At 64.4% G+C, this 21775-nt stretch carries 20 protein-coding genes and 1 other RNA gene; 8 read left to right on the top strand and 13 right to left on the bottom strand.

Annotated features, from left to right (window positions below; genetic code table 11):
- Positions 1-196: 196 nt before the first annotated feature.
- From modA to ffs, 11 genes are all read right to left on the bottom strand, one after another.
- Positions 197-961, bottom strand: coding sequence for a molybdate ABC transporter substrate-binding protein (gene modA, locus LU493_RS15445; protein ID WP_275288690.1), 765 nt, complete (start codon positions 959-961; stop codon positions 197-199).
- A gap of 219 nt (positions 962-1180) precedes the next feature.
- Entirely contained in the window at positions 1181-1567 is a 387-nt protein-coding gene (locus tag LU493_RS15440; RefSeq protein ID WP_275288689.1) for a winged helix-turn-helix domain-containing protein, read from the bottom strand.
- Positions 1568-1729: 162 nt separating this feature from the next.
- Positions 1730-2176, bottom strand: coding sequence for a YcgN family cysteine cluster protein (locus LU493_RS15435; RefSeq protein ID WP_275288688.1), 447 nt, complete (start codon positions 2174-2176; stop codon positions 1730-1732).
- Between the two features lie 62 nt (positions 2177-2238).
- Positions 2239-2541 carry a YcgL domain-containing protein gene (locus LU493_RS15430; protein WP_275288687.1) on the bottom strand — a complete coding sequence of 101 codons (303 nt, stop codon included), beginning with the start codon at positions 2539-2541 and terminating at the stop codon, positions 2239-2241.
- Positions 2538-3671: a ribonuclease D gene (gene rnd, locus LU493_RS15425; protein WP_275288686.1), complete on the bottom strand. Its 1134-nt coding sequence runs from the start codon at positions 3669-3671 to the stop codon at positions 2538-2540. Before rnd ends, LU493_RS15430 begins: the two co-directional genes overlap by 4 nt.
- 25 nt (positions 3672-3696) lie before the next feature.
- Positions 3697-4302, bottom strand: coding sequence for a recombination mediator RecR (gene recR / locus LU493_RS15420; RefSeq protein WP_275288685.1), 606 nt, complete (start codon positions 4300-4302; stop codon positions 3697-3699).
- A 307-nt stretch (positions 4303-4609) separates the two neighbouring features.
- Positions 4610-4936 (bottom strand): YbaB/EbfC family nucleoid-associated protein, encoded by a 327-nt coding sequence (locus LU493_RS15415; protein WP_275288684.1) that lies wholly within the window; start codon positions 4934-4936, stop codon positions 4610-4612.
- 95 nt (positions 4937-5031) lie between these two features.
- The gene (gene dnaX, locus LU493_RS15410; RefSeq protein WP_275288683.1) at positions 5032-7062 is read right to left on the bottom strand and encodes a DNA polymerase III subunit gamma/tau; all 2031 of its coding nucleotides are present in this window, start codon (positions 7060-7062) and stop codon (positions 5032-5034) included.
- A gap of 151 nt (positions 7063-7213) precedes the next feature.
- Positions 7214-8254 (bottom strand): histone deacetylase family protein, encoded by a 1041-nt coding sequence (locus LU493_RS15405; RefSeq protein ID WP_275288682.1) that lies wholly within the window; start codon positions 8252-8254, stop codon positions 7214-7216.
- Between the two features lie 337 nt (positions 8255-8591).
- Positions 8592-9302, bottom strand: a complete 711-nt coding sequence (locus tag LU493_RS15400) for a tellurite resistance TerB family protein (RefSeq protein WP_275288681.1) — start codon at positions 9300-9302, stop codon at positions 8592-8594.
- 210 nt (positions 9303-9512) lie between these two features.
- Positions 9513-9609: signal recognition particle sRNA small type (gene ffs / locus LU493_RS15395), an RNA gene on the bottom strand.
- A 231-nt stretch (positions 9610-9840) separates the two neighbouring features.
- Here ffs and LU493_RS15390 point away from each other — a divergent pair.
- From LU493_RS15390 to LU493_RS15380, 3 genes are all read left to right on the top strand, one after another.
- Positions 9841-11064, top strand: coding sequence for an ATP-grasp domain-containing protein (locus tag LU493_RS15390; protein WP_275288680.1), 1224 nt, complete (start codon positions 9841-9843; stop codon positions 11062-11064).
- Between the two features lie 39 nt (positions 11065-11103).
- Complete coding sequence (locus LU493_RS15385) at positions 11104-13149, top strand: hypothetical protein (protein WP_275288679.1); 2046 nt, start codon at positions 11104-11106, stop codon at positions 13147-13149.
- 92 nt (positions 13150-13241) lie between these two features.
- Positions 13242-13997 carry a TlyA family RNA methyltransferase gene (locus LU493_RS15380; protein ID WP_275288678.1) on the top strand — a complete coding sequence of 252 codons (756 nt, stop codon included), beginning with the start codon at positions 13242-13244 and terminating at the stop codon, positions 13995-13997.
- 87 nt (positions 13998-14084) lie between these two features.
- On the opposite strand, the gene mscK is transcribed toward LU493_RS15380, so the two are convergent.
- Positions 14085-17603 (bottom strand): mechanosensitive channel MscK, encoded by a 3519-nt coding sequence (mscK, locus tag LU493_RS15375; protein ID WP_428994570.1) that lies wholly within the window; start codon positions 17601-17603, stop codon positions 14085-14087.
- 42 nt (positions 17604-17645) lie between these two features.
- Here mscK and LU493_RS15370 point away from each other — a divergent pair, with 42 nt between their 5' ends.
- The 5 genes from LU493_RS15370 (at position 17646) to LU493_RS15350 (ending at position 20808) form a co-directional block, all read left to right on the top strand.
- The gene (locus tag LU493_RS15370; RefSeq protein ID WP_275288676.1) at positions 17646-18677 is read left to right on the top strand and encodes a phospholipase A; all 1032 of its coding nucleotides are present in this window, start codon (positions 17646-17648) and stop codon (positions 18675-18677) included.
- A gap of 76 nt (positions 18678-18753) precedes the next feature.
- Entirely contained in the window at positions 18754-19086 is a 333-nt protein-coding gene (locus LU493_RS15365; protein WP_275288675.1) for a DUF883 family protein, read from the top strand.
- Positions 19086-19484 carry a phage holin family protein gene (locus tag LU493_RS15360; RefSeq protein WP_275288674.1) on the top strand — a complete coding sequence of 133 codons (399 nt, stop codon included), beginning with the start codon at positions 19086-19088 and terminating at the stop codon, positions 19482-19484. Before LU493_RS15365 ends, LU493_RS15360 begins: the two co-directional genes overlap by 1 nt.
- Positions 19468-19764, top strand: coding sequence for a YqjK family protein (locus LU493_RS15355; RefSeq protein ID WP_275288673.1), 297 nt, complete (start codon positions 19468-19470; stop codon positions 19762-19764). The genes LU493_RS15360 and LU493_RS15355 overlap by 17 nt, the downstream gene beginning before the upstream one ends.
- A gap of 309 nt (positions 19765-20073) precedes the next feature.
- On the top strand, positions 20074-20808 hold the full coding sequence (locus LU493_RS15350; RefSeq protein ID WP_275288672.1) for a ParA family protein: 735 nt from the start codon (positions 20074-20076) through the stop codon (positions 20806-20808).
- Here LU493_RS15350 and LU493_RS15345 read toward each other — a convergent pair.
- Positions 20800-21774 (bottom strand): CHAD domain-containing protein, encoded by a 975-nt coding sequence (locus tag LU493_RS15345; protein WP_275288671.1) that lies wholly within the window; start codon positions 21772-21774, stop codon positions 20800-20802. The two genes, LU493_RS15350 and LU493_RS15345, sit on opposite strands and share 9 nt — an antisense overlap.
- Position 21775: the final 1 nt, after the last annotated feature.

Here is a 21775-nt window from a genome sequence, read left to right as displayed (position 1 = left end):
TGGAAGCTGGAAGCTGGAAGCTGGAAGCTGGAAGGCAGCATGAACCCCGACGGCATGGGGTCAAGGGTTTTTCTTCCAGCTTCAAGCTTATGACTTCTAGCTCCGGGCGAAGCCCGGCCGGGTTTTTCTTCCAGCTTAAAGCTTACGGCTTATAGCTCCGGGCGAAGCCCGGGTGGGTTTTCTTCCAGCTTCAAGCTTATGGCTTATCGCTCCGGGCGAAGCCCGGGCTTCCAAACCCCTCCCTCCGAAATATCGCCATGGCATCGTCGCTCTCCAGCCAGCGGCGCAGTGTCAGGGCTCCTTCCGAGGGATTCTCGCCGATCGCAGCGATCGGGTAGGTGATCGATTCGTGGGAGGACGACGGGAAGAGGCCCAGTTGCTGGACGGCGTCGCTGGCCTCGGCATCGGTGCGATAGACCACCCCCAGGGGCACTTCGCCCCGTTCGACCAGGGCCAGCGCCGCCCGCACGTTATCGGCACGCGCCAGACGCGGTGCCAGCACCTCCCACTCCCCCAACGATCCCAGCGCCTGCCTGGCGTAGATACCGGCCGGTACATGCGACGGGTCACCGACGGCCAGGCGTTCGTCCTCGCCAAGCCGCGCGGCGATTGTCTCCCCCGCGTCGGGAGTGAAAGGCTCTCGGCGCGCATCGGTCGGCGCCACCAGAGCCAGGCGATTGTGGACCAGGTCGGTGCGCTCGGTCAGCGTCACCCCCTGCTCGCCGAGCCAGTCCATCCACTCGACATTGGCGGAGATATACAGCTCGGCGGGTGCCCCATTGGCGATCTGGCGTGCGAGCGTGGAAGAGGCCGCATAGACCGGTACCACATCCACATCGTGCGACGCCTCGAAGCGTGCTACCGCCCGGTCGATGGCATCGGTCATCGAGGCTGCCGCGAACAGTTCGACCCGATCGTCCGCCGACGCCGGCGCCACCATCGCCAGCAACGTCAGAACCATGCCCCCCTGCCCACGCCGAATTCGTGTCCCCCGCATTGCTGCAGACCCCGTTATGTATAAATGGAAATAACGAAAATACTATAGCCCCGCGACACACCATGCGACAAGCATCCACCCAGCGCCACCGCCCATCTCGCGCACGACGTCGCAAGGCGGCGATTATCGATGGGGCATCGGCACCGGGATCCGGCAGCGACAAAGGGCGGCGTAGCGCCAGGGTCACGAGGTGGGGGAATCGGGGAGATCGGCAGGATCGAGCAGCTCGAGCAGGCGCTCGGCGGCAGGCGATGCGTCGGGATCGAGAAGCGCCTGCAAGGCGCGATAGCGCGTCAGTAGTTCATGGCCGGTGGTCGTCAGCCGCGCACCGCCTCGCTGCTGGCCCCCTGAGGCCGTATCCAGTACCGGCTCGGGCAGGTGACGATTCATGGTCGCCACCAGCTGCCAGGCCTTCTTGTAGCTCATGCCGAGTTCTCGGCTAGCCGAGGAAATCGACCCGGTGCGTTCGATGGCATCGAGCAGGTCGGCCTTGCCGGGACCGATCACCACGTCCTTGTCGGCGACCAGCCTGAGCTGCAGGCTCGGAATCTCATGTCGGGTACGGGTCATACCGTGGCCTCGTGGCTAAGGAGACGCTGAATAAGTCGCCGAGCATAGTGAAGCGCAAGGCGCATGGAGCACAGAAAACGAGACATAACGGGTTGTTAGGCGAGTTTTCGAGCACCACGCAACGACGCGATTTGCATGCACAGGCATTTATTCAGTGTCTCCCTAACCGTTGACGGGGAGAATCGCGATAACATGCTCCTCGAGTTCGTCCTCGGATATCCCTTCCGGCGGCACGGCGAAGCTTCGCACGCTGATCCCCTTGCGGTGGACCCGTTCAGTGTCACCGGAAATCAACGGATGCCAGCCGGCGAGCTTGCGCCCCTCGGCCAGACGACGATAGGCGCAGGAGCCCGGCAGCCAGCTGAACGCCTCGACGCGGTCGGGCGTCAACTGCCGACAGTCCGGCACGCGTTCGAAACGGTGCTCATAGTCACCGCACCGACAACTGCCGATATCCAGCAGCTCGCAGGCCACGTTGAGCACTGCCAGATCCCCGTCATCGTCCTGGAGCTTCATCAGGCAGCACTGGCCGCAACCATCGCACAGCGCCTCCCACTCCTCGTCGGTCAATTCCTCGAGGGAAAAGCGCTCCCAGAAACGTTCTCTCATGCCTCTCCCATCGACAGCTACGAGCCACGAGGTTCGCAACTTTTCACTCGTCGCTCGTCACTTCAATACTTTGCTTCCGTCGGCGTGCGATACAGATCCAGAAGGTAATCCTCCTTGGCCGGCGGCATCTGCAAGTAATAGCCCTTTTCCTCGATGGCCGCCATGATGGCGGCCCCGGTGGTTCGGGCCAGCACCTTCTCCTCGGTAAGCAGCAGGCTCATGGCCGGTATCGGTTTGCCAAAGCGCTCGAGCAAGGCGTCTGGTACCTCGGTCAGCCCCGCACGCTTGTCCACGAAGAGATACATCTCGTCCTTGTGCGAACTCTTGAAGACCTCGCAAAACAACTTGCCCTTGAGATACGTCATGATGCCTCCGATGCCTGGTGGAGAACATCCGCGAGGGCCTCGGCGAGACACTCGCCTCGCCAGCCTCCGGGCATGGGCAGTGGCTCATTCCGCAGCGAGGCACTCACCAGGGCCTCGAGATCTCGGCGACGCAACAATACCTCCGGCGCCACCCCCAAGGCCTCGGCCTCGCGACCGACCACCTTCTTCAGCGCCTTGTAGCGTTTCTTGAAGGCGGCTTCCATCGGCGACCAGGGAGGCGTCGGCAACTCCCCCTCCTCGACGTGGCGCGCCTCGCGCACCAGCGCCAGCAGGGTATCACCCTCACGCTTGACCAGAGGCGGTTTCATGCCCTCCACGCCGGCCAGCTCGAAGCGGTTCTCGGGCATGCGTTCGGCGATGCCGTAGAGCAACTTGTCGCTGGCCAGCCAGCCGCGCGGCAAGTCGCGACGGCGAACCTCCCCCTCACGCCAGATGGTGAGCCGCCGATACGCCTCGATCTGGCGAGGCGAGAGCCGCCATAGCTGGCGCTGTCGCAGGTACCATTGGCCATCGCTCTCTTCGTCGCGCGCCGTCTGCTCGACCAGCTTCCGACACTCTTCTTCCAGCCAGCCCAACCGCCCATGGCGCTCCAGCGACTCGCGCTGGCCCTGCCAGACCGACAGCAGGTAGATCACATCGAGGGCGGCATAGGTCTTCTGCGTCTCGCTCAAGGGACGTACCAGCCAGTTCGAACGCGTCTCGTCCTTGGGCAGGGTCTCGCCGACCCAGAACTCGACCAGCTTCTGATACCCCATCGCCGGTACCTCGCCGAGCAGCGACTGGGCAATCTGGGTGTCCACCAGCGGCGATATCGCCACGCCGGCCCAGTGGTTGAAGACCTCCAGATCTTCGCTGGACGCATGCAGCAGCTTCAGAGGCCCCTCGCCGAGCAGGCGGCGAAAGGCATCGGTGCAGGCCACCGTCGTCGGATCGACCAGATAGGCCGCGCCTCCGACGCAGAACTGGATCAGGGCGGGAACGGGATGAAAGGTCTTCTCGCGGAAGAACTCGGTGTCCAGGGCGATGACGTCGGCCTCGGTCACCTCGGCGCAGGCATCATCCTGGGCCTCGGGGGTATCGATCCAGCGAATCTCGGGAGTCAGGGGCATGCGGTATTCCGGTGAGGAAATGGGGTCACTCGCTCTCGAAGGGCAAGCGACCATTGAAGGCGCGGCTGAGGGTGCCACCATCGACGTACTCCAGCTCGCCCCCCATGGGCACCCCATAGGCGAGCCTCGACAGCTTCACGCCTCGCGGTCCCAGCTGGGAGGCGATGTAGTGGGCAGTGGCTTCGCCCTCCACAGTGGGATTGGTGGCGAGAATCACTTCCTCGACGCCCTCTTCGGCCACCCTGGCATCGAGCTGATCGAGCCCGATGTCCTCGGGACCGATGCCATCCAGCGGCGAGAGGTGGCCATGCAGGACAAAGTAACGCCCCCGATATCCCCTGGCCTCTTCGATGGCCAACAGATCGGCAGGAGACTCCACCACGCACAGCACGCTGTCGTCACGTCGATCGCTCTCGCACAATGCGCAGATCGTTTCTTCCGTCAGGGTACGGCAGCGCTGGCAATAGCCGACCTGCTCGAGGGCCACACCCAGCACCTCGGCCAGGCGCTGACCACCCTCGCGATCACGTTCGAGCAGGTGCATGGCCATGCGTTGAGCGGTCTTCGGGCCCACCCCGGGCAACACCCGGAAGGCCTCCATCAACCGATCGACCAGAGGGGAAAAGCTCATACGGTGCCTACATTCAAGGGGCAGCAGAAGCGGCTATTCATGAATCAGCCACTCAACACGATGCGCGATCTCGCAAGAGAACAACATGACGTGCAGACATCATGCTTGACGCGACATGAGAAACCACCGGTGCAAAGGAGACGAGCGTAGTCCTTTGCAGGCGCGGGAAATGCTGTTCAAATAGCCGAGCGCTGAAAAGCACAAGGCGCACGGAGCGCAGAAAACGAGACATAACAATAGTTAGGCGAGTTTTCGAGCACCGCGCAACGAAGTGATTTACGCGCGCAGGCATTTGTACTGTATTTCCTCAGAAGGGCATCTTGAAACCCGGCGGAAGATTCATCCCGGAGGTGGCTTCTTCCATCAGCTCCTTGGAACTGGCCTCGACCTTGCGCACGGCATCATTGACCGCGGCGGCGAGCAGGTCCTCGAGCAGCTCCTTGTCTTCTTCCATGATACTCGGGTCGATATCGACCGAGATCACGTCGTGGCGACCATTCATGGTCACCTTGACCATGCCGGCCCCGGCCTCGCCCTGAACTTCGGCCTTGGCGACCTCTTCCTGGGCCCGCTGCATCTTTTCCTGCATTTCCTGGGCCTGCTTCATCAGGCCATCCATTCCACCCTTCATCATGGCGGTATCCTCATCTCGTGATATGTCGACGCCGTCGGCAGTCTCTGCCACCGGCGCTTGTGTCCTGTCTACTGGGCCGAAACGGCCCCTTGTGCTCACCCCTGTGCGTGCTCGCCCGACGGCTTGACCGACGCCTCGATCAGGCGCGCTCCGAATGCCTGCTGCAACTGTTTAACATGGGGATCGGCCTTCAGGGCGTCAACCGCCTGGGCATGACGCTCGGCGGCGAGCCGGTCGGCACGCTGCCTGGGCGTTTCGATCGATCCAGGCAGCTCGCCATCGGTGATCACCAGGCGCCGATCGAAGCCCGCCCCGGCCAGGGCCTCCCGAATGCGCTCCACATGAACCTCGGCCTGCATCGCCGCCTGAGAGGGGTCCAGCCGCAGATGGAGGGCCTCGCCGTCATCATTTTCGACCATGCAATGAGCCGCCAGGTTGCGCGTGAGCCCGGACAATTTCAGGGCATCGAAGCGCAACAGCCAGACCTCATGGGTCAGGATACCATCGGACGCGACGGACTCGGCGGCCGGTGTCGCCGACGCGTCCCCGGTCGGCTCGGCAGGCACCGGTTCTGCTTCCTCGGGAGCGACCTCGGTCGGCGGCTCGCTGTCGACCTCGGAGGCCGGCGTGATGGTCGGTGCCGTGCCTGCCGCTTCGTCGGGCGCGACCGCCTCGGGTTCGACATTCCCCTCTGGCGCCGAGGCCGGCGCGGCGGCGTCATTCAGGTCGACGGGCGCCTCTTCCCAGGGCGGCGTCGACGTCTGCTGCGGCGGTTCGTCGGATGTCGGCCCGACGGAGGGCTCGGGAGCCGGCTCGGGTACCGTTTCCCGGGCAGGGCCAGGCGCGGCTTCGGGGGGCGGTGCACTCACCGCCTCTGCGGAAGGTGTCGACGGCTCGACAGCGGCGGGCGCTACGCCTCCCTGCTCACCGGCAGGCGAGCCACCCTGGCTTCCGCTGCCTCCGTTCTCGCCACCTCCACTCTCGCCACGCATCGGCAGCGGCGTCCTGGCAGGCTTGGGCACGCCCTGAGGGCGAAAGGCCAGCATGCGCAGCAGCGTCATCTCGAGCGCGGTGCGCAGGTCCGGTGCGTGGCTCATGTCGCCACGCCCCTGCACGCCTATCTGGTAATAGAGCTGGATATCCTCGGCAGTGAAGCGCGCCGCCAGCGCCAGCAGGTCATCCCGATCACCGTGTCCATTATCCAGGGCATCCGGCACCATCTGGGCGATCGCCAGCCGATGCAGGATGGCGGTGACATCATCGAGCACCGCGGCAAAATCGGGCCCCTGCTCGGCCAGCGAAGCGACTTCGGCCAGCAACCGGGCGGCATCCGCCTCGGCCAGCGCCTCGATCAGCGCCAGCACGTGCCGATGATCCAGGGTGCCGAGCATGGCCGCCACATCGGCGTGGTGGATTTCTCCCTGCCCGAAGGCGATGGCCTGGTCGGTCAGACTCATGGCATCGCGCATCGACCCCTCGGCCGCCTTGCCGAGCAGCCACAACGCGCTTTCCTCGAAGGGCACGGACTCAGCCTCGAGCACCATCGAGAGATGGCCGACGATACGCTCCGGCGGCATGTGCTTGAGCGTGAACTGCAGGCAACGCGACAGCACCGTGGGCGGCAGCTTCTGCGGGTCGGTGGTCGCCAGCAGGAACTTCACGTGCGGCGGCGGCTCTTCCAGGGTCTTGAGCAGCGCATTGAAACTGCTGGTCGACAGCATGTGCACCTCGTCGATGAGGTACACCTTGTAGCGCCCCTGGGTCGGCGCGTACTGCACGTTATCGAGCAGCTCCCGGGTATCCTCGACCTTGGTGCGCGAGGCGGCGTCGACCTCGAGCAGGTCGACGAAACGCCCCTGGTCGATGGCCTGGCAGTTCGAGCATTGTCCGCACGGCTGCGAGGTCACGCCCTCATCCCCCGCACCGGCCGCCGTGCAGTTCAGGCATTTGGCCAGAATCCGCGCCAGGGTCGTCTTGCCCACGCCCCGAGTCCCGGTGAACAGGTAGGCATGGTGCAACCGCCCCTGATCCAGGGCATTGACCAGCGCACGCTGGACATGCTCCTGACCGACCAGTTCATGGAAGGTGCGCGGCCGCCACTTGCGGGCCAGTACCTGATAGCTCATGCGGCTCGGAATCCTTGCAGCTGGGCCGGCTGGCAGCCGGAGACATCTGATCCGCCGGCCACGGCGAACCCTGTAAAAGTCGAATCATTCTACCGGGTGGTGGCCGGGGCGCAAAGTCGCGGCAAGTGCCTGCACTCCCCATGCCGATCACTCAAGCCGCCGCCCCGCTCTCGAAACCGGTCAGCACATTGACGACATTGATGCCGATTTCCTCCACCGCGTATCCCCCTTCGAGCAGGAAGGTCGTCGGCAGCCCCAGATCTGCCAGGCGGCGACCGACCTCGATGAAGTCGTCGCTGGTCAGCTTGAACTCGCTGATCGGGTCATGCTCGAAGGCGTCCACGCCGAGCGAAACGACGAGCAGTTCACAGCCGGCGGCGCGGATGCGTTCCAGGGCATCGTCCAGCGCCCTCGCCCAGGCCGCGAAGTCGGTGCCCGGCGGCAACGGGTAATTGGCATTGAAGCCCTCGCCCCGTCCACGACCGACCTCCTCGGCATGACCGAGAAAATACGGGAAGCATTGGCGCGGATCACCATGCAGCGACAGGAACAATACATCGTCGCGTTCATAGAAGATCTGTTGGGTGCCATTGCCATGGTGGAAGTCGACGTCCAGCACCGCCACCCGGCCGAGCCCGTGATCCAGCGCGTACTGGGCGGCCACCGCGGCGTTGTTGAAGAAGCAGTATCCACCGAACTGGTCGGTGGCGGCGTGATGGCCCGGCGGGCGGCACAGGCCGAAACTCGGCTCGCCGGTGGTCAGACTGTGGCGTACCGCGGACAGGGCGATGTCCTTGCTCGCCTGGGCCGCTTCGAAAGTGCCTTCGCAGATCGAGGTATCCGCCGAGAGCGCATAGTGGCCGAGCCGTCCATCGAGGTGATCGGGAATGACATCGCCCGGCATGGTCCGCGTCGGCCAGATCCAGGCGATCGCCTCGCCCTGGCGCCCCAGGGCTCGCCATTCCTCCCAGCATCCGGCGAGAAAGTTCACATAGTCACGGTCATGAATGGCGAGCACGGGGTCGAGCCCGAAATCATCGGGCTCACGTACCTCGCCGAGCGCGCTTTCCTGGACACGTTTCAGTACCAGATCGACCCGCTCGGGGCACTCGTACGGCGTCACCAGAACGCCGCCGTCCAGCTCGGTGCGGGCTCGGCGTTGCTGGGTGGCGGCGCTGTGAAAGGTCAACATCGGCATCGGATCCTTGGGCATCTCGGAAGCCTGACAGGATATCGCCGGATCCAAGCTTTGTCTGAAAAGTCGGCGAGCGATAGTCAGGGCTAAGCCCGCTCCCGGCGGGCCAGCGCATTTCCCACATCCATGTGGGTCACAAGGCAAAAATCGACGACAAATCGTCAGGATGGACGATTTGGGCCGCTCCGCTGCTCGGAGAGCGAGTGACAGGGATGTCACGAGTCAGAAGACGGAGTTTACGCCGTTTAAATGAGTATTTTGAGTCGATTTTTAACGCTGGGTGAGCAAGCGCAGCCAGTTTTCAGACAAAGCGTAGCATCCAGGAACAGGCATTTCAGGAAGATACCGCCTGCTGCTCCAGCTCGCGCTTGAGCGAATCATCGAGCCCCAGCGCGGATGCCAGTTGGTCGAGCCAGGCGCGCTCCATGGGGTTGTCGTCGTCGATCACCGCGACGCTGACCAGGTACATCTCCCGAGCCGCCTGGGGAGAGTCTGCCTGACGGGCCAGGGCCAGCGCATCGAGCGGCGCCTTGAGCTGACGCTCCACCCAGTCATGCAGCTCGTCATCGGCGCCCATCTCGTCGATCTGCTCGGCGAGCAAGGCGCGTTCTCGTTCGTCGATATGGCCATCGGCGCGGGCCGCCATGATCATCGCCTGGAGCAGTTCGAGGCTACGTTGTTCCTGCTGGTTGCCTTCGAGGTGATCCATGGGCCGACCCTCTCGCGTTTCTTCGCCTTCGACACTGCTGCCGGTATTACCTCGGGAATTCTGCCAGGCCTTCCAGGCCAGCATGCCGACACCGGCGATGGCGCCATACTTGAGCGCCTTGCCGCCCATCTTGCGCCCCCGCTTGGAGCCGACCAACATGCCCAGGGCGCCCCCGCCCAGCAGCTGTTTCGGATCCAGGCCGCCCTTCTGGCCACTGCCGCCACCCAACTGGGACGACAGGCTATCGACCATGCCCTTGAGGTCTGTACCGCCCGACCCGGAGCCGCTGCTGCCAGCTTGTTTCATCAACTGATCGAGAATGCGCTTGGCGTTCATCCTGGCCTCCTTATCGCGTTCGCCACTGCCTTGGATGATCGGCTCGACGCTTCGTTTCATCAAGCGAGCCATAGGCGAGCGACGATTGCCATCGAGAAAACGCGGTGGAGCGCTGACGACAGGGAAATACAGAGACAGGGAGATGAGGAGAAACGAGCGGAAGGAGAACCCGCATCGGGCCATCGAAACACAAGGCCGAAATGGAGGCGGCCCCGACAGCCACATCCCGGCACACGCGTCCATCACTACCGTTGCTCCCTTCCGGGCCTGGCGGGGTTTGCGATCTAGCGTTGCGGGAGGACCGACGGGGCCACCACAGACGACATGTTTTGATGCCGAACTCGACGTGCGATCAAGTGCTTATCGAGGGCGCGCACTATAACAAGCGTGATGGCCCCGAGCAAGCCTCGACGACCGAACGGGGGGTACCGTTGACGCCGGATACGCCCGGCCACCATGGAACTCGGCTATGCTGAACACCATGAGCGTGCGGTCATCCGAGTGCCGGCACGTCGTCGTTTACCCTGAGGAGGTACCTATGCAGAAAGACCCCGACAAGGGTTACATCGCCCTGCTGGGCTGGAGCCTGAATGCCATCGAGGCCGCCGAGAACTTCGACCGCCGCTATGTGGTCGTGGCGCCTGACTGGGCAGAGGAGTATTGCCAGAAGCACGACCTCCCCTACGTTTCCTGGAACTTCGAGCGCCTGAACGACCGCTCCATGGAGATCGCCGAAACGCTCAAGGAAATGGGCGTCGACGTCGCCATCCCGTTATACGAGGAAACGGTGGAATGGGCGGGTGCCATCAATTCGGTGCTGCTCGACAATCCGCGGCTCTATGGGCAATCGCTGTTGCTGCGCGACAAGGCCCTGATGAAGCGACGCGCACAGCTCGGCGGCATCCGCGTCGGCATCTTCGAAGAAGCCCACGACAAGGACGACGTCGTTCGCTTTCTCAAGCGGGTCAACCAGACGCTGCTCAAGCTCGACGGCGATCCCAACGACCCCATTCACCTCAAGGCATTCGACAAGGCCGGCTGCCTGGGCCATCGGGTGATTCGCACCCCCGACGAGGTCGATACCATTCCGGACGAGGAATTCCCGGTGCTGATGGAGTCCCACCTGGATGGCTGGGAGTTCGCCGTAGAGGCCTGGATCCACAACGGCAAGATCGCCTTTCTCAATATCTCCGAGTACGTGACCCTGGGCTATTCGGTGTTCGTGCCCGCCTCTCCCGAGCTCGAGCGCTACCGTCCGCAGATCACCGCCCAGATCGAGAAACTGATCAAGACCTTCGATATCGAGTTCGGCCTGATCCACCCGGAGTACTTCGTCACCAGCGACGGCGAGATGTATTTCGGCGAAGTCGCCTATCGCCCGCCCGGCTTCAAGGTCTTCGAGCTCCTCGAGCGTGTCTACGGCTTCAACGCCTACCAGGCCAGCATGCTGGTCTTCGATCCCAGGGCCACCCCCGAGGAAGTCGCCGCCTTCTTCCCGAAGGAAGTCGTCGATGCCGACGGTTACGCCGGCTGCTTCGGCGTCTATCCGCGCCTGCGCGTCGTCAGTCGCCTGGAAATTCCCGAGGAAGTGGAAGATCACCCCTACTTCGAATCTCACGAACTCACGCCCCCCTTGCAGGAAACCGTCACCAAGCGTACTGCCTTCGGGACTCACTGGGGCCTGACCTACTTCAAGGGCGACGATCCCCATCGCCTGCGCGACCTGCTCAAGACGCTGGAAGAACTTGATTTCTATGTCTGAACGGGGCGTCATGACGAAAAGTGATGATCGGGAGTCCGCGTGACGACGCAATCGAACCACCCCCAGAACGGCGAGTCGTCCGACGACGGCAGGCTCGCCGCCCTGCTGACCAGGCTGGATACCGCCATCCGCCAGTTGGCCGAGGCACCGGCCTTTGCCAAGCCCGGCAAGTTACCCCAGGTGCTGGACACGGCTCGTCGGGCCATGCTGCAGGACGGCGGATGCGCGGCAGTGGAATCCCGGGCCGCGGAAATGGAGATCGCGGGCATCTTCCAAGGCTCCGACTGGGAAACGCCCCAATTTCTGCTGCCCTCGTTGACCGTTCAGGCGCTGCATAGTCCCGACCCGAACACCGTCGTGATCGAGGCCCTGAGCGAGCTGCGCCTGCTGCCCGTCGCCAAGGGCGAGACACGCCATCCGCTGATCTCCACCGAGCAGGCGCACCATTACATGACCCAGGTCATGGCCTTGAACCTCTCGTTGCTGTTCGGTGCCCCCACCGAAGCGGAGCGGGCCACCCAAGGGCGGCTGGTCAACCTGCCTCGCCAGCTGTTCCAGCATCTGGCCACGCGCATCGGCTATGAATACATCATCGACCAGTTGATCGACGAGATCTGGCGCATCCTCAATCAGCGACCGATCCAGGTCGAGCCGGTCAAGCGCATGATCACGCAGATCGCGATCTGTCAGGCCGATCCGGCCATCGACCTGGGCGCCAGCGGGCAAGGGGCCGACCGCCTCGTCAGCTCGCTGTTCGGCCCGACCCAGGCCTGTCGAGAGGATCCCGGCGTCGATATCTATCGCGAGCGCCTGGAAAGCATGGATGCGACCGCCCTGCAGGCGGAGGCCACGGGCTTCGCACGGGCCATGCACGACACGGGCCTGGTATCGCCCTATCATCCCGTGCTGCTGCTGCACCTCACCGATCACAGCGATCATCTGCTTGCCGAGGCACTGGGTCTCTCCGCCACGGGACGTGATGGTCTGCTGTGCTACCGGGAACTGGTACGCGCCCTGATCCGTGATGCCATCCTGCCGGAAACGGCCCAGGCGGCCTATGGCCTGGCACTGCTGCTCGAACGTGGCATTCTCTATCAGCCGCCGGTGGCACCGGCCATGTGGCGCCAGCTTGGCCTGGTGATATCGGAGTGGTCCCGCTTGCGCCTCAACCTGGCCTACGGCGAGAGCGTTCCGCCCCGTGCCAGGCTGCTGGAAGGCGTGCTCTGCATGCTGGGACTGCCGCTGGGAATCGGCCAGGGCAACAATCCGACCTGCCAATCGGCGCGAGCCTTGTCGATGTGGGCCTACAACGATCCCGACTATCTGCTGCAGATGGTCGCCTGGGCGGCCCGGGACGACGAGATCATCATGCACTTCGAGGGCCAGCCGATCTCGTCAATGGCGAGCCTGTCAGGCGTGGCCAACGAATTGCCCATGGATCTCGACCCGGTCTCATTGATCGTGGTGCCCCACCTGGACCGGATCTATGCCGAAATGGGCCGTCGTTGCATCGGCCGGGAAGGCGATCCGCACCGTTGGGTCAACCCCGAGTTTCACGGTTGGTGGTCGGGACGCGGCTTTCGCATCAACGTCGATGTGGCCAGCGGCCAGCTGAGCGAACTGGACACCTTCCTGCGCCATTTCTATGCCAGCTACCATCCCGACTACAACGGCAACCAGCCATTGATCCACCCTCAGCCGGCGGGCATCGCCGTGACCGACAGCGCCGCCCGGTTCATCGGCTGGCACGCCATCACGATCCTGCGCGCCGGGATCGATCCCGAGGGCATCACCCGCGTCTACTTCTACAACCCCAACAACGACAGCGGACAGAACTGGGGCGATGGCGTCACGGTCAGCACCGCCGGTCGGGGCGAGCGCTTCGGCGAAGCCTCGCTGCCCTTCGACCAGTTCGCTTCCCGTCTCTACATCTTCCACCACGACCCACTGGAACGCGGCGAACTGGCCGAGGTACCCCAGGAGGAGCTCGACCGCGTCATCGGCTTTATCGAGCGCAGCTGGGGAGCCGATCGCCTTCCGCCGGCAGGGCTGCAAGCCTCCAGGGGCGCCCCTCCGCGTTCCTGATACCCACGGGGCCGGCGCACCGGATCCGCGGTGCGCCGGCCCCATCATTCGTTATGACATAATGGCGCTTTTCGCTGCCGGAACCGCTCATCATGCCACGCCTCGATCAACTCCTGCTCGGCCAGGGCCTGGCCCGCTCACGCACCCGCGCCCAGCGACTGATTCGTCATGGTCGGGTACGTCGGACAGACGACGGCAAGGTCCTGAGGCGCCCCGGCGAAAAACTCGCCGAGACGGTGGAGCTGATGGTCGATGAAGATCCCGAAGAACGCTATGTGTCCAGGGCCGGCCTCAAGCTCGAAGCCCTGCTGGAGACCCTGTCGCTCCCCCTGAGCGGCCGGGGCATCCTCGACGTGGGCCAGTCCACCGGCGGCTTCACGGACTGCGCATTGCGCCACGGCGCTCGCCACGTGGTAGGCGTGGAGGTAGGCCGCGGCCAGCTCGATGACCGCTTGCGCGAAGATGATCGCGTCCTCTGCCTGGAAGGCCTGAATGCCCGGGCCATGCGCGACGACGCCCGGCTGCTCGAGGCGCTGCGCTCGCATCCTGTGGACGTCGCCGTCATGGACGTTGCCTTTATCTCTCAGACCCTGATCCTGCCCGAACTGGCTGCCATCCTGCCCGCGGGCAGCGAACTGCTGTCACTGGTCAAGCCACAGTTCGAAGTCGGCCCCGAAGGGGTCAACGCTCAGGGGCTGGTCACCGAACCGCACCGCTACGCCGACGTGGAAGCGAAGTTGCGTGCCGCCTGCGAGACCACCGGTTTCGCGATTCACCACTGGCGCGAAAGTCCGATTCGCGGCGGCGACGGCAACCGCGAGTTTCTCCTGTACGCTCGACGACGCTGAGACACCCAAGAGAGTGTTTACAAACGTCACGAGCGACCGCCAGGCCAGGCGAAATCAGCCGAAAAAGCGGCGTTTGTCACCACCCTCTTAACGCCCACCATCGCCGCCACCATCCACATCACCGGGATCCCCCGCCGCGCCGGGTGGCGGATGACGTGGCGCTTCGCTCCCCGAAGACGGCGAGGACGACCGGGACGGCAGCTTGGTACGAGCCCCGTCGCGACGGTGCAGCCAGACGTCCATCTGGTTGAAGGCAATGCTCAAGTCGTGCGCGGCCAACAGCTCGCCGACCCGCCCGTTGAGTTCGTCGGTAGCGTATAGCCGATCGCCGAGACTGTTGACGTAGATGCGCAGCTCGTACTCCATGGCATTCTCGCTGTAGCGCATGAAGAAGATTTCCGGCGGCGGATCGTGCAGCACTCGCTCGTTCTCGTCGGCGGCCTGCTGCAACAGGCGCTGTACCAGGCGATGATCGGAGCCGAGTTCCACCCCGTAGGTCAGGATCACCCGCGTGATGTTATCCGACAACGACCAGTTGATGAGCTGGTCGGTGACGAATGTCTTGTTGGGAATGATGATTTCCTTGCGATCGAAATCGGTGACCGTGGTCGCTCGGATGCGGATACGGCTCACCGTGCCGGTCAAATGACCGAGCGTGATGGTGTCGCCGATGCGCACCGGGCGCTCGAAGAGGATGATCAACCCCGAGATGAAATTGGCGAAGATCTCCTGCAGCCCGAAGCCCAGCCCGACGCCCAGCGCCGCCACCAGCCACTGAAGCTTGCCCCAGGAGACGCCCAGCGTTCCCAGCGCCATGACCACGCCGGTGCCGACGATGGTGTAGGAGAGCAGCGAGCTGATGGCGTAGGCACTGCCCTGCTTGAGCTCCAGTCGCGACAGCACCATCACCTCGAGCAGTCCGGGCAGGTTACGCGCCAGCATCAGGGTCAAGGCAATGGTCAGCAAGGCCACGATGGTATCGGCCACCGACACCGCGCCGCCCACCAGCTCGGCCCCCTGCTGGCCCTCGCCACCCAGCAGCATGACCTGTTCCAGGTAACCGAACACGGTAAGCAGATCGGCCCAGACCAGGTAGAGCACGGCCAGGAAGCCGATCAACAACGCCAGCTTGGCCAGGCGCAAGGACTGCTGGTTGACCTGCTGCATGTCCAGTGGCGGCTCCTCGACGACATCCAGCCCGCTCTCGCCCTCATGCTCCTGCAGGGCGCGTCGACGCGCCAGGGCACGACGATAGGCCAGGCGACGGGCAGCCACGGCCAGGCCACGCACCACCGCCGCCTCGACGAGAATCCAGACACCCAGCACGTACAGGGTGATCACGAACCGGCTGACCAGGCTCAAGGCCGTATAGGCATAGCCGGACACCACCAGCCCCCCCAGCAGCAGTGGCACCGCCGCCATCGCCAACCCGAGTACCAGTCGAAAGAACTTGACGCCGAAGAAAGGCGTATGGGCCATGATCAGCTTGGCCAGCGACAGGCTCATCCCCGCAAACCCTGCCAGCAGCACGGCCATGGCCAGGGGACGGTGGTTGAGGTTGATGCCGGCATCGCGGGCGGGGGGCGCAACCAGCAGAACCGGAATCATCGCCGCGAGCAACCAGAACGACCAGTAGCGCAGCCTCGCCACATAGGCCGGCGGCCAGTAGAACTGGCGAACGGCGACGCCGTCGGCGACCAGCAAGCGGCGCGCCCAGGCCACCACCGCCCAGGCCAGGGCGACCTGCGCCAGCGACCCACCGATGTCCGGAGCGACTCCCTGCCCTCCCATCACCAGCACCACGCCGATACTCGCCAGGGTCAAAGGCAAGGGGATCGCCAACAGGGCATTGAACAACACCGCCTTGGGGGTATGGGCCTGGCTGTCACGCCGCAGATGGCCGATCTCATCGTGCAGGCGCAGCAGTCGGCGCTTGAGGTGCTGCCTGAGCATCAGCAGCCCTGCCGCCAGCAGCAGCAGCGGTACGGCCAGCAATGCCCCGGCATCTGGCATCGTCCAGCGATTCGGCAAGACATGACGCCATTCGCCTTCCCGCCACTCGGTCATCAGGTGATCCGGCAGCTTGAGCAACCAGGCAAGATCCAGAGGGCGCGCATTGGCCACCCAGAACAGTTGCTTGTCGATGGTGTCGCGCAGCGAACGGCTGGTGGACAGCAATTGTTGCTGATGGAGCTGCAGCTCGATGGCCGCGCTGAGCATCTCGCCATAGGTCGGCTCGAGCTGATCCATTAGATCGCGGCGCGCGCGAAACAACTGGGACAACGGCGCGACCAATGCCGTCGACACCTCGTCGCCCGTCGCATTCTCCATCCGTTCCCGCGCCAGCGCTTCGGCATTCTTGAGCGACTCGCGCTGCCGATCCAGCTCGAACTGGCGTAGTCGCCAGTCGGCGATCTCGTCCTTCAACCCGCCTCGCACCTCGACCTTGGGCAAGGCCTGGCGCTGTTCGCGCAGGATCTGTGACAGCAGGGTACTGCCGCGAATCGCTTCCACGTGCTCATCCATGCCCCGCTGGAGCTGACGTACCTGGTCGAGCTGCCGCCGTGCCTCGAGCCCCTGCCGCACCAGCTCGTTGGCACGACTGGTGATGCGCAACAGCTCCAGACTCATGTCTCGATTGACGCGCTGAGCCTCGCTGACCAACGGATGGCTCGCCACGTCATCGGGCTCGTCCTGCACGGCCTCGGCGATGGCCTGCTCGGAGCGCTCCCTGCGGCGCTGGTCGATCAGCCGCCGCAGGGTCAATACCTGGGCCTCCTGGCTGGTCACGCGACGCTCGAGCAAGTCGCGACGCTGCTGTGCCAGTTCCCGCAACCGGGAATTGGTCGCCAGTTCCCGCTGATGCAACGCCAGGCGCTGCTCGGCCAGGGCTCGCTGGACACGAGCCCGAATATGGCGTGGGTCGCTTGCGTCGACGTCGCGGGCCGCCAGGTCCTCGAGCGTACGGCGGCTCTCCTCCACGGTCTGGGTCGCGTCGGAAATGCCCTGCTGGGCGCGTTCGGGCAATGTCTGGGTGCCGAGCAGGCGCGTCTCGATTTCCGATAGACGATCCTGATCGCGACGCAACGCCTCGGCAGCCTCCTCCAGACGCTCCTCCAGCGTCCCCAGCTCCAGCGACTCCAACGCTTCCAGGGAGGCCGTGGGTGCCTCGTCCTGGTTCTCCGACAGGGCCTGCTGCAATTCCCTGAGTTCAGCGGGTGCACGTTCCACTCGCGCCTCGAGATCCTCGAGCCGCGTCTCGGCGGTTTTCTTCGCCGCCAGATCATCGAGTGCCGCCTGCAGGATATCGATCTTTTCCTGAGTGGCTGCATCGGGCTCCTGGCCCTCGGACGGACGCAATTCGTCCAGGCGCTGCTCGATCGTCTCGCGGGTCGGTGGCTCGACCGCCCAGGCCGTCGAGCCGACCAGGACCATCAACAGGCAAACAATGTGCAATACTTTCATGCCGGCACGGTGCGACACTACGCTCACGGACACCTCATCGTCGGTGACACCAAGGGGATTCCTGTGATTCTCGATGCATATCGCCGACAAGGCAATTCCAGACGTCGCCATGCCGCCACAGTTGACTTGCCTCACCGGCATGGTAGAAACGGCGTCCTATACCCCGGTAATTGCAGGCGGCGCATGAAGCCCTCACGACTCATTCTTTCCCTGATGCTGGTTGGCCTGGTTTCCGAGGGGGCGGCCGCCGAGTCGCTCACCGACGCCGAGCGGGAAGCCATCGAATCACGCATTCAGTCCCTGCAGTCGGAACTCCGGCAACTGCGCGGACGCCTGCGCGACGACACCGCTACGGTCCCTCGCACCGAGGTGCCCGCCGAGGACGGCCAGAATCAGGAACTGGAAGAGTCAGTGGCCAAGCGCCGCCTGCTCGAACAGGAATCCGAGCACAATCCCTTCGCCATCACCACGCACCGGCGCAACTACCTGCTGCCATTCAGCTATACCGCCCGTCCTGGCGACCGTACCCTCGATGGCATCGACGATGGGGCCGATGCTGATCGCATGGAGATGCAATTCCAGTTCAGCGCCAAATTCGAACTCGCCAAAGAACTGCTGCCCGCCGGCGGCGACCTCTATTTCGGCTATACCCAGCGCAGCTGGTGGCAGGCCTACAACACGGATGCCTCCTCACCGTTCCGCGAGACCAACTATGAACCCGAAATCTTCGCCGATTTCGACAACGACTGGGCATTCGCCGGCTGGACCAATATTCACAATCGGCTCTCGCTCAACCACCAATCCAACGGACGTTCCGGCGACATGTCACGCAGTTGGAACCGCGTCATCCTGACCAGCACCTTCGTCAACGATGATTGGGCCGTCTCATTGGCGCCCTTCTGGCGGGTACCGGAATCCGAGGAAGATGACGACAATCCCGACATCAAGGATTTCGTGGGTTATGGCGATGTCACCGTGGCACGGCGACTGTTCGACGGTCACGAAGCCAGCCTGATGTGGCGCGGCAACCCGGACAGCGGCCACATGGGTGCCCAGTTCGATTATTCCTGGCCGCTGTTCGGCAAGGTCCGCGGTCATGTCCAGTACTTCCATGGCTACGGGGACAGCCTGATCGACTATGACCGCAGCGTGCACCGACTCGGTATCGGGTTCAGCCTGAACCCCTTGTTTTCCTCGGGCGAATTCGAGCGCTGAGCGGACTCCAGAATGATTGCGCCGCAAACGGCGCCTGCTATGCTGGACCTGTCATGTACCGTCAGAGGAAGACCCGATGACCGATCGCACTCCACATAGCCGTGAAGCTTCCCAGCAGCTCAGGGAAGACCTGAACAACCTCACCCAGACCGTCGAGGAACTGGTGAACGCCACCGCCGACGACTCGCGCAACAACGTCAAGGAACTGCGCGAACGCGCCGAGAAGAGCCTCAAGGATACCCGCGCTCGCCTCGAGGCCCGCGGCGAGCGCGTCTACCACGAAGCTCGCGACAATGTGACGCGCCAGGCCGATGCCTGCGACCGTTACGTCCATGACAACCCCTGGACCAGCATCGGCATCGGTGCCGCCGTCGGGGTTGTCGTCGGCATGCTGCTCGGGCGGCGCTGATGTCGGCGAGCCAAGGACCGGCACAGCGTCTGTTCGACGCCGCCAAGCGCCTGCTGGGCAGCCTGCTGGCCACCGGCGAGACGCGCCTGCGTCTCGCCGTGCTCGAACTCGAGGAAGAACGCGCCCGGCTGATCACCCTGCTGATGCTGGCCGGGCTCAGCCTGATCCTGCTGCTGCTCGGCCTGGGCGCCTTGACCGCCCTGATCATCGTCGCCTTCTGGGACAGCCACCGCCTGACCGCGATTGCCGTCAGCGCCGGCGTCCTGCTGTTCGGCGGCGCGGGGCTGGCGGCCTGGGTCATGCACCTGGCACGTCGCCCCACCCTGCTGGCCAGCACCCTGAAGCACCTGGCCCTGGACCGCGAACTGGTGGAGTCGCAACGTGACGCGCAGGAATGAGCCGGACCGTCGTGAACGCAAGGCCGCGCTCGAGGCGACCATCGAGCAGCAACGCGTCGATATCCTGCTGGCCGCCGAGCGTTGGCACGATGCGGCCGGCCCGTTCGAGGCCGGCTGGCAACTGGCGAGGCGCTATCGCACGCCGGCCCTGACGGTGGGCGGCCTGTTACTCTGGCCCCTGCTGCGACGTCCAGGCAAGGCACTGAAGCTCGGGCGACACCTGGTTCTCGGTGCCCTGACCCTGAAGCGACTCCAGACACTGCTGCCCAGTCGTCACTGAACGTTCCCCTTCGCGCCGGCGCGCCCGAGCGGTTCGCCGCCATCTATTAACCTGGCAATCAAATAGATCGTCCTGATCTATTTGATTGTCGCCCGCACCACGCTGGCGCAGATACGTGGATCTTCTGGTGTGGCGCGGGCTCGCGCCAGCCTGACGGCCGGCGGCGGCACTTCCCTGTGCCGCGATTAACCCAACATAAAAGTTTGCCGGGTTAATATCATCGCGCCGTAACATTCTCGTGTGTCACTCCTGTTATGGTTATGTGTCAAGCCGATAACCGGATAATGACGATCAAGGAGTCCACCCCCCATGCGCATGCTGGCGCTCTACAGCATCAAGGGCGGCGTCGGCAAGACCGCCTCGGCCGTGAACCTGGCCGCCCAGGCCGCCCGCGCCGGGAACCGCGTGCTGCTCTGGGACCTCGATCCCCAGGCCGCTACCAGCTTTTACCTGCGCAGCAAGCCCAAGATACGAGGCGGCGTTGAAAAACTGGTCAAGGGCAAGGCGTCCTTCGACAAGGTGATCCGATCCACCCAGGTGGACGACCTCGACCTGCTTCCGGCGGCCCTGGCCTCGCGGGAAATGGACCGTCTGCTGGCCAAGCGCGGCAACAGCCACCTGCGTCAGATCCTCAAGCCGGTTCGCGACGACTACGACCTGGTGATCCTCGACTGCCCGCCGAGCCTCTCGCACCTCTCCGAAAACATCTTCTCGAGCGTCGACGCCCTGCTGGTGCCGGTCGTGCCGACCACCCTCTCGTTGCGCACCCTGGAACAGTTGCGAGACTTCCTCGACGACCGGGATCAGGACTGCACCTTCTGGCCCTTCATCACCCTGGCCGACCGACGTCGCAAGCTGCATTGCGAGGTCATCGACACCATGCAATCGCAGTGGCCGCTGATGCTCTCCACGGTGATTCCCTCGGCCAGCGTGGTCGAACGCATGGGACTCGAGCGCGCTCCGGTCCACACCTACGCGCCGCGCAGTGTCGCCGCCCGGAACTACCAGGCCCTGTGGCATGAACTGGACCAGCGCCTAGGATGACGCATCGCGCATGGCCGTGCCGGCCGACTCCAGGCGCGCCGACAGCGTCCCGATGTTGCCGACCCCCTCGGCGCCCATAGCAAGCTCGTAATGCGTCAGCAGGCGCCGCCGGTTCTCGCCGAGCAGGCCCATGAACCCTCGCAGGTGACGCGGTGCCGACGCTCGAGGCGCTGCACCTCGGGCCGCCTCGGCGAGCCTGGCATCGAGTTCCTCGGACGCCTGATCGAGGGCCATGGCACGGATCGCCATCCCTCGCACCAGGTCGTCATGCAGTACGCCGAAGGCGTCCTGGAAATCCTTCATCGCCCGCTCCGCGTGCCGACAACGCGGCGACACCTTGCGCCATGGCCGTAACAGATAGCGGATGCGCTTGCCGGTGATGCGCGGTCGATGCAGGGACTCGGCCTCATCCACGGATCCCGCCGCCTCGACCTCTGCGACCAGGCGTTGGCGCAGCGTCGACAATACCTCGGCGCTGGCCTCGCCAAAGCTCGGTGTCCGGCCTTTCTTGCGGGTTCGCAGGTTGTCGAGCCGTGATTGCAGACGGGCCTCCAGCCCGGAAAAGTGGGTCTCGATCGCCAGGTTCGCCGCGTCGTAGGCCTCCGACACCTCGTGCTCGAGGCGTTGCCGCCACCACTCGCCCGCGCCACGCTCGGCGACGGGCAGCATGGGTAGCGTCTGCTCCAGCCAGACCAGCATCACCTCGCCATCCCGAGCCCGATTGGTCGCCCGGGCCAGATCGCGCAGCTCGCGTCTCAAGGGTTTGGGAAAGGAAACACCGGGCTGATCCCGATAGGCCTGTAGCCACACCCGCAAGCGACGTACCGCCACGCGGAAATCATGCAGCCCCTCGGCATCCTCGGGATCCATGATGCGCGGCCTGGCTCGGCGCGCATCATTCAGCAGGTCCAGCCCGACCTCACCGACCACGCTCCCCAGGCGACGGCGTTGCAGCGACTTGCCCATG

The organism is Halomonas elongata, assembly GCF_029081005.1.
In the GTDB taxonomy this organism is placed as follows: Bacteria; Pseudomonadota; Gammaproteobacteria; order Pseudomonadales; family Halomonadaceae; genus Halomonas; species Halomonas elongata_B.
The sequence above is the reverse complement of the archived record's forward strand: the minus strand, read 5'-3'. Positions and strand labels throughout refer to the sequence as shown.